A 12188-nucleotide genomic window follows, 5' to 3' on the forward strand; every position below is an offset into this window, starting at 1 on the left:
TATCTGGCGTTGACTTTTGGCACGCTGTTGAGTTCTCAAGGAACGGACGCTTCCTTTGTACTCACCCTCTCGGGCTTTCCTCCGGGCGCTTCCCTATCGGTGTTTCATTTTGTCTTGCTGTGTTTCGTTCTTGCGTTTCCAACTCTACCAGATCCGTTTTTCGTTCCGTTCCCGGTTCGGATTTCATTTCCAGTGGCCGTTGGAGGGCCTTTGCCTTTCGGCGTGTTCACTACGTTAGCGGATTCCCTCTGCAACTCATAATCGAGTTCCGCGAGTTCGAATTCCGGCATGCGAGCACGCCAAATTCGCCCCCGCTGAGGGGAAGTCGTAGGTAGTGGTTGGCCGCTTCCAGCTGCTGGCAGATTGCCGTCACCGGGTCAAGCGGCTCGGGCCACATTACGGTCCGCCCAGGGCCGCGTCAAGTTCGGCGGCGTCGGGGCGTATGGGCCCGATAAGGGCTGACCGTCGGGTCGTTGGGGATCCAGAAGCGCCAGGGGTGGACGGCTCCGTCGCCGCCGACTCCCGTACGGGGTCCGCTGCTGACCTGGTCGGAGTGGACGGGGGTGCCCGCAAGGAGGGTGAGGGGGGCGTCCTGGCCGGCGCAGAAGTCGAAACCGTTCAGGCTCCGGTCCACGTCAAGGGCTGTCGCCAGGCGCGCCGGGCCCTTGGCCAGTTCCCTGTCGTTGCGGGCCGAGAGTCGACGCTTGCGGGCGATCTCGGCGCCGGTCGTGATCTCCCCGGCCCTGAGCAGGACCCCGCTCGCCATGCCTTCCGGGCCGCACACCACGTTGAGGCAGTGCCACATGCCGTAGGTGAAGTAGACGTACGCGTGTCCGGGCGGACCGAACATCACGCTGTTGCGGGCGGTCGGACCGCGATAGGCGTGTGATCCCGGGTCGGCCTCGCCCGCGTACGCCTCCACCTCTGTCAGACGCAGCTCGATCGGGCCGTCAGGTGAGCTGCGTACAAGGACACGGCCCAGGAGGTCCGGAGCCACATCGAGGACAGGGCGCTCGAAGAAGTCGGGGGTCAGGGGCGTACGGTCAGGGGCCTCGATCATGGCGTCCGAGCGTACTGGAGACGGTTTGGCCAGGTGGGTGGTCACCGGCCGAGCGGATTGCCAGGGTGAGGCGCGGAACCGGACGTGGGTTCACCGCGTTTGTATGGATCAAGGATTCAAGTCGAGTCGAGTCGAACCACAGGCGGGGCCTGGGGGATGGAGAGTCATGGGGTTCAAGAAGCTGCTTGCGAGCCTGGGTGCCGGTGGTGCTTCGGTGGAGACGGTGCTGACCGAGGTCAATGTCGTACCCGGCGGTGTCGTCCAGGGTGAGGTGCGGATCCAGGGCGGGTCCGTGGATCAGGAGATCGAGGGTCTGTCCGTCGGTCTGCAGGCGCGGGTCGAGGTCGAGGGCAACGACCAGGAGACGAAGCAGAACATCGAGTTCACCAAGGTGCGGCTCGGTGGCGCCTTCACGCTCCAGGCGGGCCAGGTGCACGCGGTGCCGTTCGGGCTCGAGATCCCCTGGGAGACGCCGATCACCTCCATCGACGGGCAGCAGCTGCGCGGGATGAACATCGGTGTGACCACGGAGCTCGAGATCGCGCGGGCCGTGGACTCCGGTGACCTGGACCCGATCGACGTGCACCCGCTGCCGGCGCAGCAGGCCATCCTGGACGCCTTCATCCAGCTGGGCTTCCGCTTCAAGAGTGCGGACATGGAGCGCGGTCACATCCGCGGCACGCGGCAGAAGCTGCCGTTCTACCAGGAGATCGAGTTCTACCCGCCGCAGCAGTACCGCGGTCTGAACCAGGTCGAGTTGAGCTTCGTGGCCGACGACCGCGAGATGGACGTCATTCTGGAGATGGACAAGAAGCCGGGTCTCTTCAGCGAGGGCAGCGACTCGTTCCGGTCGTTCAAGGTCGGTCTGACCGACTTCCAGGGCACGGACTGGGCGGCGTACCTCAACGAATGGCTGTCCCAGGTCGGCAGCAAGCGCAACTGGTTCTAGGCTCGAAGGGTTCTAGGCTCGAGACAGAAGAGCTGTAGAGCTACCGCCCAGCAGGAACCAACCAGGAGGTGCCGACGTGACCGAGCTCAAGAGGCCGCCGCTTCCCCATGCCTTCCATCCGCCCGTGCCGTCGTTCACGGTCGTGAGCGAGGACTTCGAGCCGGGGGCGGTCCTTAAGGACGCTCAGGTCCATGCGGCCGGGAACACCTCGCCGCACCTGCGGTGGGAAGGCTTCCCGCCGGAGACCAAGAGCTTCGCCGTGACGTGCTTCGACCCGGACGCGCCCACGGGCAGCGGGTTCTGGCACTGGTCCGTCATCGACATCCCGGTGTCGGTGACCGAACTGCCCACCGGCGCGGGCAGCGGCAAGTTCGAGGGACTGCCCGAGGGCGCGGTGCAGGTGCGGAACGATTACGGGACGAAGGAATTCGGTGGCGCCGCGCCGCCGCCCGGTGACCCGGCGCACCGCTATGTGTTCACCGTGTATGCGGTGGATCAGGAGAAGCTCGGGCCGGACTCCGACACTTCGCCTGCCGCCATCGGATTCAACCTCCGGTTCCACACGCTCGGGCGCGCGCAGGTGCTCGCCGAGTACGCGGCTCCCGCCGACAGCTGAGCGTCCAGCGTTCACCGGACGTTTGCCCGCCCCTGGTCATGGAATTGATCAGGGGCGGGCATTTTTTATTGCGTTGTCCATCTCGGCGTGCCCGGCCAGAGTTGATCCCAGCCCGCCAGGGGGTGGGTCGGTGTGCATACGGGAGGTGGGCGAAATGCGGGACACGCTGGTGCTGAACGCAAGCTTCGAGCCCCTGTCGACGGTGACGCTGAACCGTGCCGTCGTGCTGGTGCTTACGGACAAGGCCGTCGTCGAGCAGGCCCACCCCGGACTCCGTGTGCGCGCGGCGGCGGTCGAGATGCCGGTGCCCCGGGTGATCAGGCTCTGCAGGTATGTACGGGTGCCTTTCCGAAGACGGGCTCCATGGTCGCGGCGCGGTGTTCTCGTGCGGGACCAGCACAGGTGCGCGTACTGCGGGAGGCGGGCGACGACCGTGGACCACGTGGTGCCGCGGGCGCAGGGCGGTGCGGACTCCTGGCTGAACACGGTCGCTTCGTGCGCGATGGACAATCACCGCAAGGCTGACCGTACGCCGGAGGAAGCGGGGATGCCGCTGTTGCGGCAGCCCTTCGAGCCGACGCCCGCGGGCGCGATGCTCTTGTCTCTCGGCAGGGACGAACTGGCGACGCTGCCGGGTTGGCTGGCGGCGCCTGCCGCGTAGCCGCCAGGTACTGAGTACGCAGAAACCCGCGCCCCTAAGGGGGCGCGGGTTTCTCGCGTCAGCGGTTCGTTTCTCGCGTCAGCGGTTTCTGGCGTCAGTCGATCGGCGGCTGTTCGCGGCGCTCCTTGGCGGGCTCGCCGCCCCCGCCGCCTCCGCCGCCCATCGGTCCGAAGTTGCCCATGGCGCCACTCAGCCCCTTGAGCGCGTCGCCGATCTCGCTGGGAACGATCCAGAGCTTGTTCGCGTCGCCTTCGGCGATCTTCGGAAGCATCTGGAGGTACTGGTACGCGAGGAGCTTCTGGTCGGCGTCGCCGGCGTGGATGGACTCGAAGACCGTGCGGATCGCCTGGGCCTCGCCCTCGGCGCGCAGGGCCGCGGCCTTGGCCTCACCTTCGGCGCGCAGGATCGCGGACTGCTTCTCACCTTCGGCGCGCAGGATCTCCGACTGCCGTACACCTTCGGCCTGGAGGATCGCGGCGCGCTTGTCGCGGTCGGCGCGCATCTGCTTCTCCATCGAGTCCTGGATGGAGGTCGGCGGCTCGATCGCCTTGAGCTCGACGCGGTTGACGCGGATGCCCCACTTGCCGGTGGCCTCGTCGAGGACGCCGCGCAGCGCCGCGTTGATCTCCTCGCGGGACGTCAGGGTCCGCTCGAGGTCCATGCCACCGATGATGTTGCGCAGTGTGGTGACGGTGAGCTGCTCGATCGCCTGGATGTAGCTGGCGACTTCGTACGTCGCGGCGCGGGCGTCGGTCACCTGGTAGTAGATGACGGTGTCGATGTTCACCACGAGGTTGTCCTGGGTGATCACCGGCTGGGGCGGGAACGGGACGACCTGTTCACGGAGGTCGATGCGGTTGCGGATCGAGTCGATGAACGGGACGACGATGTTCAGGCCCGCGTTCAGCGTCCGGGTGTAGCGGCCGAAGCGCTCGACGATCGCCGCACTGGCCTGCGGGATGACCTGGATCGTCTTGATCAGGGCGATGAAGACCAGCACCACCAGAATGATCAGGACGATGATGATTGGTTGCATCGTTGCTCCCCGTACCCCTCTTGCTCGGTGTTCCCAAAAGATCCGCGGAGCCGGCACGCGGACCGGCGAAGATCTTGCTGGTCGAGTCTGTCAGACCGTCGCGCACCCCGTGGTGCATTCACCGTGGTGCATCACATGACGATCGCCGTCGCTCCGTCGATCTCGACGACATCCACCTCGCGTCCCGCCTCGTAGGCCTGGTCGGTGTCGAGCGAGCGGGCCGACCAGATCTCGCCGGCGAGCTTGATCCGGCCGCCGGAGCCATCGACCCGTTCAAGGACGACGGCTGTCTTGCCCCTGAGCGCGTCCACTCCCGTGGCCAACTCGGGCCGTTGGGAGCGCTGTCGCGCCGCCACAGGGCGGACGACCGCGATGAGCGCGACCGATACCGCGGCGAAGACGACCACTTGGAGCACGGTGCCGCCGCCGAGGCCCGCGGTCACGGCGCCCGCGACGGCGCCCACGGAGAGCATGCCCAACTCCGGCATAGCGGTCAGTACGAGCGGGATTCCGAGCGCGGCGGCGCCGATCAGCCACCACACCCATGCGTCGATGTCCACATGGTCATGGTAGGACCGCGAGCTCTTTCCGCACAGGGCACGTGATCTCCTGGCCGGAGCGGGCCCGGCCGTTCGCGCCGGTGTCAGCGGAGCGAGAGGCCCTGGGCGCTCCAGCGTTCGCCCCGCTCCTCGACCACCAGGGGCAGTCCGAAGCAGCGGGAGAGGTTGCGGGAGGTCAGTTCGAGCTCCAGCGGGCCCGCGGCCATGATCTTGCCCTGCCGGATCATGAGGACGTGGGTGAAGCCGGGGGCAATCTCCTCGACGTGGTGCGTGACCATGATCATCGAGGGGGCGATCGGGTCGCGGGCGAGGCGGCCGAGGCGGCGTACGAGATCCTCGCGGCCACCGAGGTCGAGGCCCGCGGCGGGCTCGTCAAGGAGGAGCAGCTCGGGGTCGGTCATCAGGGCGCGCGCGATCAGGGTGCGCTTGCGCTCCCCCTCGGAGAGGGTGCCGAACTTGCGGTCCAGATAGTCGTTCATGCCGAGGCGGTCGAGGAAGGCGCGGGCGCGCTGCTCGTCGATGTCCTCGTAGTCCTCGTGCCAGCCGGCGGTCATGCCGTACGCGGCCGTGAGCACCGTCTGGAGCACGGTCTGGCTCTTGGGCAGCTTCTCGGCCATCGCGATACCGGCGACGCCGATGCGCGGGCGGAGCTCGAAGACGTCCGTGCCGGGCTTGCCGAGGGTCTCGCCGAGGATGGTGGCGGTGCCGGTGCTCGGGTAGAGGTAGCTGGACGCGACGTTCAGGAGGGTGGTCTTGCCCGCGCCGTTCGGTCCGAGGATGACCCAGCGCTCACCCTCCTTGACCGACCAGGAGACCTGGTCCACCAGAGCCCGGCCCTCGCGGACAACGGATACGTCCTCCAGCTCCAGTACATCGCTCATGAGCGCGTTGTCTCCCATTGCAGTCTCGGCTGTCGCTTGCGCCTGTGGACGCAGTCCCCTGGGAGAAAACCTACGCCACCGGTCGAGCGCTCCAGTGCTTAGCCCGGTCCTTAGGCTGTACGCATGCTCTCGGAACCACGCTCAGGACGCTTGGCAGCATGGGGAAATGCCCTTCTTGCCGGACTTGTCTCGCCGGACGACGCGGTGCTCGCGACGGTCGGCGACGACGCCGTGCACCGGGTCGAAGGTCTTCCCGGCGAGTCGGGGCCCGTCGGTCTCACGCTCGCCCTCGGAAGATTGCGCACGCTCGGGGTGACCGGGCTGCGGGTCGCGCTGCCCGCGCCGGGGCATCCGCTCGGTCTGAGCGGTCCTCCCGCTTTCAACGCTCGGGCCCTGGAGGCGCAGGAGGCGGTCCTCGCCTACGGCGCTCCGTACGGCCTGGTGCCCGAGGTGTCCGAGGCGGGGCCCGCCGGCGATGTGCATGTGGAGGTCCTCTGGCACTGCCTGCCCGTACGGGAGGCGCCGCCCGCCGATGTGCCCTCGCTGAGCGAGGCGGAGCGCGAGCTCGCCGAGGCGCTGCGGGATGCGACGGAGGTGCTCTCGCGGCTCGACGTCGCGGGTTCGGGGCCGGTCGCCGAGGCGGCGGTGGACGCGTACCGGGCGCGGGCCGAGCGGGGGCGCGAGGCGCTCGCACCGGGATATCCGCCACGTGCGGTACGGGTGTTGGAGCTGGCTCAGCGGGTCGGCCTGCTGATCTCGGTGGCGTACGAGAACGGCCATGGCGGGGCTGTGAGCGCCTCGGAGATGGCGGCACGGGGTGAGGCGCTCCGGCCGGTGGAACGGACGGCTCGGCGGGCACAGGTGGCCGCGTACAACGCTTATGTGGAGGAGCGGGAGCGGGGCTGAGGCCCTCGGGGCGCGTGAGCGGCATCCGGAGCACCCGGATGCGGGGCCCGGCCACCCCGCCGACACCGGACCGGCCCCCCGGGAGTTACCCGGGGGGCCGGCGGTCACTGCTGCGCCTTGGGCGTTCGTCAGGCGTTGAGGCCGTCGTTCGCGAAGGCCGGGTTGAGTGCACCGATGACGGACACGGTGTTGCCCACGGCGTTCACGGGGATGTGCACCGGCGCCTGGACGAGGTTGCCCGAGCCGACGCCCGGCGACTTCACGGCCTTGCCGTTCGCGTGCGCACCGTCCGTGGCGGAGGCGAGACCGGCACCGGCGACGATGAGGCCACCCGCCACCATCGTGACTGCAGCGGCCTTCTTCAGGTTCTTCACTTCTTGGGTCCTCCTAGCGATCGCTGCGGCCAGCCGCCGCAGCACGCACTGGAGAACGGCCGGGCGGCTCACAGGTTGCGCCGAACGGGGGACATCCACACGACGGTATGAATCTCAGACCGGAACGCGACGGTCTGCTCTGCCGGTTGACGGAGTGCGCCGGAGCGTGAATCAGCCGGTCACACCGTGTCGTACGGCCCACAGGGCGGCCTGGGTGCGGTCGGCGAGGTCCAGCTTCATCAGGATGTTCGAGACGTGGGTCTTGACGGTCTTCTCGGAGAGCACGAGGGCACGCGCGATCTCACGGTTGGAGCGGCCGTCGGCGATGAGCACCAGGACCTCGCGCTCCCGCTCGGTGAGCGAACCGCCCCTCCCCTGCCCGTTGTTGTTCTCCTCCTGGGACAGCAGTGCTCCCGCCACCTCGGGCTGAAGGAGCACATGGCCCGCGTGCACGGAGCGGATGGCGCCCGCCAGGGCGTCCGGGTCGACGTCCTTGTAGACATACCCGGCGGCGCCTGCCCGGAGGGCCGGGACGACCGTGCGCTGTTCGGTGAAGCTGGTGACGATGAGCACGCGCGCGGGGTTGGCCAGTTCGCGGAGCTTGCGCAGCGCCTCGACCCCGTCCATGCCCGGCATTTTGACGTCCATGAGGACGACGTCCGGTTTCAACTTCTCGGCCTGCTCGACCCCTTCGGCGCCGTCCGACGCCTCGCCCACGACCTCTATGTCGTCCTGCACCTCCAGGAACGTACGCAGACCGCGGCGGACCACCTGGTGGTCGTCGACCAACAGCACCCGGATCCCCGCCTTCGGATTGAACACAGCGTCAGCCACCGGGAACCTCCATCTCGATCGTTGTGCCCTTTCCGGGCTCAGATTCCACGGTCAGCCGTCCGCCGACCCCGCCGGCCCGGTCCCGCATGGAGACAAGGCCCAAGTGCCGCCCCGCGCGGCGGATCGTGCGGGGGTCGAAGCCGCTGCCGTCGTCCGTGACGCGCAGCACGGCTCCCGCTCCACGCCGCACCAGGGTCACGCAGACGCGTCCCGCGCCGGAGTGGCGCAAGGCATTGTGCAGCGCCTCCTGGGCGACGCGCAGCATCGCTTCCTCCTGGGCCGCGGGCAGGGCGCGCACCGCGTGGCTCTCGAAGGTGACTTCGGCGGAATGTGCGCGGTCGAGGACCTGCGTGTGCGTGCGCAAGGTGGCGACCAGGCCGTCCTCGTCCAGGGCGGCCGGGCGCAACTCCACCACGGCGGCTCGCAGTTCGTCCGCCGCCTCGGCCGCGAGCACGGTCACCTGCTGGAGTTCGTCCTTGGCGCGCGCCGGATCGCGGTCCACCAGGGCGGTCGCCGCCTGGGCCGTCAGGCGCAGGGAGAAGAGCTTCTGGCTGACGGCGTCGTGCAGTTCGTGGGCGAGGCGTGAGCGCTCCTCGGCGATGGTCAGCTCGCGGCTGCGTTCGTAGAGCCGGGCGTTCGTGAGGGCGATCGCCGCGTGCTGGGCGAGGATCGACAGAAGCTCCTCGTCGTCGGCGGTGAAGCCGCAACCGCCGTCCGGCTTGGGACAGTTCTTGTTGGCGAGGAAGAGCGCGCCGAGTGTCTCGTCCCCGTACCGGATCGGCAGGCCGAGGAAGTCGGACATGTCCGGGTGGGCGGACGGCCAGCCCTCGAAGCGCGGGTCCTTGCGGACGTCGGCGAGGCGCTCGGGCTCGGCCTTGTGCAGCATCGCGGCGAGGATGCCGTGCTGACGGGGCAGCGGGCCGATGGCGCGCCACTGCTCCTCGCTGACGCCGTCGACGACGAACTGGGCGAATCCGCCGTGGTCGTCCGGGACGCCGAGCGCCGCGTACTCCGCGTCGAGCAGTTCGCGGGCGGAGGCGACGATCGTCTTGAGGACGTCGCGCACCTCGAGCTGTCTGCTCATGGCGAGAAGCGCGGAGCTCACCGCGTTCAGGCCGGACCGGTGACCTTGACTCATGGCCTCACCGTACCGGCGGGGTGTGACAGTGCGTATCGGACCTGTGGCGGCCCATGCCTAGGGCCGTGGGCGTAGGCACCTGGGCGTAGGCCCAAGGGCCCTGAGCCGTTACGGCCCGCGTACGAGGCGCCGGGAGCGGGTCCGTTCATAGCGTGGGGTCATCCGCTGGAGAAGCGGTTTCCAGGGCGACCCGAGGGGACGGACGTCATGCCGGTAGCGATCATCACGGGGGCTTCGAAGGGACTGGGGCGTGCGTTGGGGGCGGCGCTCGCCGGGCGGGGCTGGGATCTGGTGCTCGACGCGAGAACAGCCTCGGCGCTCGAGGAGTCCGCGCGGGACCTGGCGGGGCGCGGCGCGCGCGTGGAGGCCGTCGCCGGGGATGTCACGGACGCCGGGCACCGGGCGGATCTGGTGGCCGCGGCGCGCAAGCTGGGCGGTCTCGATCTGCTGGTGAACAATGCGAGCGCGCTGGGCGCGGAACCTCTCGTACGCCTTGAGGAGCTCACGCCCGACGGGCTGCGCCAGGCCCTTGAGACCAATGTGGTGGCGGCTCTGGGGCTGATCCAGGAGTCGCTGCCCTTGTTGCGGGCCTCGGGGGCAGGAGCCGTGGTCGACGTCAGCTCCGACGCGGCCGTCGAGGCGTACGAGACATGGGGAGGGTACGGAGCGTCGAAGGCCGCCCTCGATCATCTGTCGGCGGTTCTGGCCGTGGAGGAGCCGGGGCTCAGGGTGTGGGCGGTCGATCCCGGTGACATGCGGACCGATCTCTACGAGGCGGCCGTTCCGGACGACGACGCATCGGGGCGGCCGTCACCCGAGTCGGTGGTGCCTGCCTTCCTGCGGCTGCTCGACGAGCGCCCGGCGAGCGGGCGGTACTCCGCTCCCTCCCTGCCGGCCGCTTCTCTTCTGGACGCCCGATGACGCTGGCCGTGCGGGTGCCCGAGGAGCTCGCGGCCCGTGTCCCCGCCGAGCAGCGGGGGCCGGGTCTTGGCAGGGACGCGGTGCGGCTGCTCGTCTCGCACGGGACGGAGGTCTCGCACCACGCGTTCGGCGACCTGCCCGCGCTGCTGCGGGCCGGGGACCTGCTGATCGTGAACACCTCGCAGACGCTGGCCGCCGCGGTCGACGGAACCGCCGGGCACGCGCGCGTGGTGGTGCATTTCTCGACGCGGGGCGACGACGGACGGTGGGCCGTCGAGTTGCGGGATCCGGACGGCCGGGGCACCACGCGGGCCCGCGCGGGCGGGCCCGCGGATTCAGTCGTGCGGCTCCCCGGAGACGTACGCCTCGTCCTCGATGAGCCGCTGGCCCCGGGGAGCGGGCGGTTGTGGTGGGCCCGGGTGTCGGCCGATGTGCCGTCGCTGCTGCGGCGGCACGGGCGTCCCATCCGTTACTCCTATACGGAGAGGGACCAGCCGCTCTCCGCCCACCAGACCGTGTTCGCGCTGCCGGCGGCCGACGGGGCGGGCAGCGCGGAGATGCCGAGTGCGGCCCGGCCGTTCACCGCGGGCCTGGTGGCGCGCCTGGTGAGCCGGGGTGTGCAGTTCGCTCCGGTCGTCCTGCATACGGGGGTGGCGTCGCCCGAGGCGCACGAGCCGCCGTATCCCGAGCTCTTCGAGGTGCCCGGGACGTCAGCTCGGCTGATCAATGCCGCGAGGGCGGGCGGCGGGCGCGTCATCGCGGTCGGTACGACGGCCGTGCGCGCCGTCGAGTCCGCCACGGGGCCCGACGGGGTGGTCCGGGCGGCAGCGGGCCGTACGGAGCTCGTGGTGACCCCGGAGCGGGGCGTGCGCGCGGTGGACGGGCTGCTTACGGGGCTCCACGAGCCGCAGGCCTCGCATCTGCTGATGCTGGAGGCGGTCGCGGGCCGGGCCGCCGTCGACCGGGGTTATGCGCAGGCGGTACGCCGTCTCTACCTCTGGCACGAGTTCGGCGACGTACATCTCCTCCTTCCGAAGTAGTTTGCTCACGCAGAGAATTGCGACGGCAACTGTTGGTGAGGTTGTTACGTGTTCGCTGTGAGCCCGCGCATAGGGCGCACGTCACGTACGAAGTCCCCTAGTGGATGAGAAATCCCTTTATGTGCGGGGGGTGTAATGCCGTCAAAGCGTACGGCGCACCCCCTGATCCACTACCCGGCTTCGTACGTCACTGCTTTGCCACAGAATTTTGCTGCCGCTAAGAATTGCATCCGTCGCTCGGCGCCGCGGTCTCGCACCGCGGCGTTTGTGTCGGAGAAGCAATGTCCCCGCCGACCGGAGCGACCTCCGCTATTCGAAGAGGTCCATCCGCATGTCCCAGCACAGCACCCCTGGTCATAGTCGCCCCGCGCTGACCAAGACCCAGAAGTTCTCGATCGCCGGTGTCGCCACGCTCGGCGCCGCCGCCCTCGCCTTCTCCCTCGTGCCGGGCAGCGCCGATGCCGGAACCCAGAACGTGTCCACCGCCCCGGTGGCCTTCAAGCAGAACGTCGACGCCCAGCAGGCGGTCCACGCCGGCGTCATCAAGCAGCAGACCACCGCTGACAAGCAGGCCAAGGACGCTTCCGCCGCGAAGGCGAAGGCCGAGGCCGACGCCGCCGCGAAGAAGCGGGCCGACGAGGAGGCCGCGGCCAAGAAGAAGGCCGAGGACGAGCGCAAGGCCAAGGAAGCCGCGAGCCGTGCCGCCGCGCGCAAGCCGGTCTACACCAACAACCTCGACGGCTGGATCCGCCAGTCCCTGGACATCATGAAGTCCAAGGGCATCCCCGGCTCCTACGACGGCCTGCACCGCAACATCATCCGTGAGTCCGCGGGCGACCCGAACGCCAAGAACGGCTGGGACATCAACGCCATCAACGGCACCCCGTCCGTCGGCCTGCTCCAGGTCATCCAGCCGACGTTCGACGCGTACCACGTCGACGGCACGTCCACGAACATCCTCGACCCGGTCGCCAACATCACGGCCGCGGCCAACTACGCGGCCGACCGGTACGGCTCGATGGACAACGTGAACAGCGCCTACTGAGCCTGATCTCCTGATCAACGGACCTCTTCGCCGAGGCTCGACAGACGCCGAAGGGCGGCACCCCACAGGGGGGCCGCCCGTCTCGGCCGCCCCCGGCGGCCAGACGTGCCAACATGGGCCTGACCACCGGCGCGTGGCGGCGCCGCAGTCGCGCGGCCCCCCAGCCC

At 69.2% G+C, this 12188-nt stretch carries 15 protein-coding genes; 8 read left to right on the forward strand and 7 right to left on the reverse strand.

What is annotated here, in order from left to right:
- The coding region (locus ACFQ7F_RS42395) for a hypothetical protein (protein ID WP_383283775.1) at positions 1-261 on the forward strand (261 nt) is incomplete at its 5' end.
- A 157-nt stretch (positions 262-418) separates the two neighbouring features.
- Here the strand turns inward: ACFQ7F_RS42395 and ACFQ7F_RS42400 are convergent.
- Entirely contained in the window at positions 419-1060 is a 642-nt protein-coding gene (locus ACFQ7F_RS42400) for a DNA-3-methyladenine glycosylase (RefSeq protein ID WP_383283778.1), read from the reverse strand.
- A 166-nt stretch (positions 1061-1226) separates the two neighbouring features.
- On the opposite strand from ACFQ7F_RS42400, the gene ACFQ7F_RS42405 reads away from it, so the two are divergent.
- The 3 genes from ACFQ7F_RS42405 to ACFQ7F_RS42415 all read left to right on the forward strand — a co-directional run bounded on the left by ACFQ7F_RS42405 (position 1227) and on the right by ACFQ7F_RS42415 (position 3286).
- Positions 1227-2009 carry a sporulation protein gene (locus ACFQ7F_RS42405; RefSeq protein WP_383283781.1) on the forward strand — a complete coding sequence of 261 codons (783 nt, stop codon included), beginning with the start codon at positions 1227-1229 and terminating at the stop codon, positions 2007-2009.
- Positions 2010-2085: 76 nt separating this feature from the next.
- Positions 2086-2625: a YbhB/YbcL family Raf kinase inhibitor-like protein gene (locus ACFQ7F_RS42410; protein ID WP_383283783.1), complete on the forward strand. Its 540-nt coding sequence runs from the start codon at positions 2086-2088 to the stop codon at positions 2623-2625.
- Between the two features lie 154 nt (positions 2626-2779).
- A complete protein-coding gene (locus ACFQ7F_RS42415; RefSeq protein WP_383283786.1) occupies positions 2780-3286 on the forward strand; it encodes an HNH endonuclease in 507 nt (168 codons plus the stop codon).
- A gap of 94 nt (positions 3287-3380) precedes the next feature.
- Here the strand turns inward: ACFQ7F_RS42415 and ACFQ7F_RS42420 are convergent, their stop codons facing one another.
- From ACFQ7F_RS42420 to ACFQ7F_RS42430, 3 genes are all read right to left on the reverse strand, one after another.
- Entirely contained in the window at positions 3381-4322 is a 942-nt protein-coding gene (locus ACFQ7F_RS42420) for an SPFH domain-containing protein (protein WP_383283789.1), read from the reverse strand.
- A 131-nt stretch (positions 4323-4453) separates the two neighbouring features.
- Entirely contained in the window at positions 4454-4882 is a 429-nt protein-coding gene (locus tag ACFQ7F_RS42425) for an NfeD family protein (RefSeq protein WP_383283792.1), read from the reverse strand.
- Between the two features lie 83 nt (positions 4883-4965).
- Positions 4966-5763, reverse strand: coding sequence for an ABC transporter ATP-binding protein (locus tag ACFQ7F_RS42430; protein ID WP_383283795.1), 798 nt, complete (start codon positions 5761-5763; stop codon positions 4966-4968).
- 123 nt (positions 5764-5886) lie between these two features.
- Here ACFQ7F_RS42430 and ACFQ7F_RS42435 point away from each other — a divergent pair, with 123 nt between their 5' ends.
- Positions 5887-6669, forward strand: a complete 783-nt coding sequence (locus ACFQ7F_RS42435) for a hypothetical protein (RefSeq protein WP_383283798.1) — start codon at positions 5887-5889, stop codon at positions 6667-6669.
- 128 nt (positions 6670-6797) lie between these two features.
- Here ACFQ7F_RS42435 and ACFQ7F_RS42440 read toward each other — a convergent pair whose 3' ends face one another.
- From ACFQ7F_RS42440 to ACFQ7F_RS42450, 3 genes are all read right to left on the reverse strand, one after another.
- Positions 6798-7043 carry a chaplin gene (locus ACFQ7F_RS42440; protein ID WP_383283801.1) on the reverse strand — a complete coding sequence of 82 codons (246 nt, stop codon included), beginning with the start codon at positions 7041-7043 and terminating at the stop codon, positions 6798-6800.
- Positions 7044-7214: 171 nt separating this feature from the next.
- Positions 7215-7877, reverse strand: coding sequence for a response regulator (locus ACFQ7F_RS42445; RefSeq protein WP_383283804.1), 663 nt, complete (start codon positions 7875-7877; stop codon positions 7215-7217).
- Positions 7870-9015, reverse strand: coding sequence for a GAF domain-containing sensor histidine kinase (locus tag ACFQ7F_RS42450; protein ID WP_383283807.1), 1146 nt, complete (start codon positions 9013-9015; stop codon positions 7870-7872). Before ACFQ7F_RS42450 ends, ACFQ7F_RS42445 begins: the two co-directional genes overlap by 8 nt.
- Positions 9016-9222: 207 nt before the next feature.
- On the opposite strand from ACFQ7F_RS42450, the gene ACFQ7F_RS42455 reads away from it, so the two are divergent.
- The 3 genes from ACFQ7F_RS42455 (at position 9223) to ACFQ7F_RS42465 (ending at position 12021) form a co-directional block, all read left to right on the forward strand.
- The gene (locus ACFQ7F_RS42455) at positions 9223-9936 is read left to right on the forward strand and encodes an SDR family NAD(P)-dependent oxidoreductase (RefSeq protein ID WP_383283810.1); all 714 of its coding nucleotides are present in this window, start codon (positions 9223-9225) and stop codon (positions 9934-9936) included.
- Positions 9933-10976, forward strand: coding sequence for an S-adenosylmethionine:tRNA ribosyltransferase-isomerase (locus ACFQ7F_RS42460; protein ID WP_383283814.1), 1044 nt, complete (start codon positions 9933-9935; stop codon positions 10974-10976). Before ACFQ7F_RS42455 ends, ACFQ7F_RS42460 begins: the two co-directional genes overlap by 4 nt.
- A gap of 331 nt (positions 10977-11307) precedes the next feature.
- Positions 11308-12021 carry a transglycosylase SLT domain-containing protein gene (locus tag ACFQ7F_RS42465; protein ID WP_383283817.1) on the forward strand — a complete coding sequence of 238 codons (714 nt, stop codon included), beginning with the start codon at positions 11308-11310 and terminating at the stop codon, positions 12019-12021.
- The last annotated feature ends 167 nt before the right edge of the window (positions 12022-12188 follow it).

The sequence above is a fragment of the Streptomyces sp. NPDC056486 genome, from assembly GCF_042795295.1.
GTDB lineage: Bacteria > Actinomycetota > Actinomycetes > Streptomycetales > Streptomycetaceae > Streptomyces.

Coding starts and splice junctions, on each gene's coding strand:
- ACFQ7F_RS42400 (WP_383283778.1), bottom strand. CDS start 1,060: ATGATCGAGGCCCCTGACCGTACGCCCCTGACCCCCGACTTCTTCGAG.
- ACFQ7F_RS42405 (WP_383283781.1), top strand. CDS start 1,227: ATGGGGTTCAAGAAGCTGCTTGCGAGCCTGGGTGCCGGTGGTGCTTCG.
- ACFQ7F_RS42415 (WP_383283786.1), top strand. CDS start 2,780: ATGCGGGACACGCTGGTGCTGAACGCAAGCTTCGAGCCCCTGTCGACG.
- ACFQ7F_RS42420 (WP_383283789.1), bottom strand. CDS start 4,322: ATGCAACCAATCATCATCGTCCTGATCATTCTGGTGGTGCTGGTCTTC.
- ACFQ7F_RS42430 (WP_383283795.1), bottom strand. CDS start 5,763: ATGAGCGATGTACTGGAGCTGGAGGACGTATCCGTTGTCCGCGAGGGC.
- ACFQ7F_RS42435 (WP_383283798.1), top strand. CDS start 5,887: ATGCTCTCGGAACCACGCTCAGGACGCTTGGCAGCATGGGGAAATGCC.
- ACFQ7F_RS42450 (WP_383283807.1), bottom strand. CDS start 9,015: ATGAGTCAAGGTCACCGGTCCGGCCTGAACGCGGTGAGCTCCGCGCTT.
- ACFQ7F_RS42455 (WP_383283810.1), top strand. CDS start 9,223: ATGCCGGTAGCGATCATCACGGGGGCTTCGAAGGGACTGGGGCGTGCG.
- ACFQ7F_RS42460 (WP_383283814.1), top strand. CDS start 9,933: ATGACGCTGGCCGTGCGGGTGCCCGAGGAGCTCGCGGCCCGTGTCCCC.
- ACFQ7F_RS42465 (WP_383283817.1), top strand. CDS start 11,308: ATGTCCCAGCACAGCACCCCTGGTCATAGTCGCCCCGCGCTGACCAAG.